The following is a 1,123-nucleotide window of genomic DNA, read 5'->3' as shown; positions in this document are numbered from 1 at the left end:
TATCAGAGCCGATCTTTTCCCAGCGCATACAATTTGGCACGCACCGGAACTCTCAGCACATCATGGGATGAACTACTCTGGGCGGCGATAACTATTGGCCGCCCAAGCACCTACCACGTATTTCAGCATGGGCCGACGTCGTTCCACGAGGCAATATTCCGGTTGTCCCTGATCCGCATGGCCGTTGAGCAGAATTGGCACCGGCATCTTCAACGCACTGATGCCTTTGCTGCGCTGGACCCTACTGAGAAGGGAATGGTCAGCTACTTCCTGGGAATGACACTTTGCAAGCTGTTCTCATCACGGATATTGAACACACCGTCGCTGCTTCACCTCGACGTTTTTCGCCCTCAGCTTAACCCCACAATCCTTGGCAGATCGCGCCCCGATCTTGTTGGCGAAAACAACGCTGGAAAGTGGTACGCCTTTGAAAGCAAAGGGCGATCGTCTGTACCATCATCGGGCGACAAGGCAAAAGCGAAGTTGCAGGCCCACCGCCTTGTTTCAATCGGTGGCCACCCATGTACGTTGCACGTCGGCTCGTTCGCCTTCTTCCAATCTGATCTGCTTAAGTTCTACTGGCGGGATCCGGATCCAGACGCAAAGGAACCGATTGAACTGCCGCGCCCGGGTGAGGAATGGAGATACTACTACGAACCCGGCCTCAGTCTCGCATCAATGCTCGATGAAGGTGCCATGGCATTAGAGCACGAAAGGGCTGATGCCACCGTTACAATTCATCCGAAGATTCGCGAGTTGCTCGAGCAAGGGCTGTGGTTACAGGCGCGCGAAGCGGCCAGAATGCTTCAAGATGAGTTCGGATCTGATGGGTATCGGCCGGACGGTTTGCGGGTCGTTGCAGGTGAGAGCTGGTCCAAGTCGTATGACTTTTCGGAAAGACGGTAAGGCCGGCAAACCTGCGGTTTTGTCGGACTTATGAAGAATGGCGCCGGCGCCTAAAATGAAAAACCCGCCCTCGGCGGGCGGGCGCAAATCAACACTATGAATAAATTCCTAGCATAACTGCCGTCACCTGTCAAGTTGAAACTGACACGGATCGCTGACACCCGTCACGAGCTCGCCCCCGCCGAACGTCACGCCTCACTGCTCCCCGGCATACAGC

The 1,123-nt window shown here is 55.3% G+C and carries 1 protein-coding gene; it reads left to right on the top strand.

Going from position 1 to position 1,123, the window contains the following annotated elements:
* A partial coding sequence (locus EOA86_RS35660) for a hypothetical protein (protein ID WP_206630244.1) occupies positions 1-906 on the top strand: 906 nt, incomplete at its 5' end.
* Between the last annotated feature and the right edge of the window lie 217 nt (positions 907-1,123).

This window comes from Mesorhizobium sp. M5C.F.Ca.IN.020.32.2.1, assembly GCF_004023105.1.
Lineage (GTDB): Bacteria > Pseudomonadota > Alphaproteobacteria > Rhizobiales > Rhizobiaceae > Mesorhizobium > Mesorhizobium wenxiniae.
Note: the sequence above shows the minus strand (reverse complement) of the source record. Positions and strands in the feature narration are given on the sequence as shown.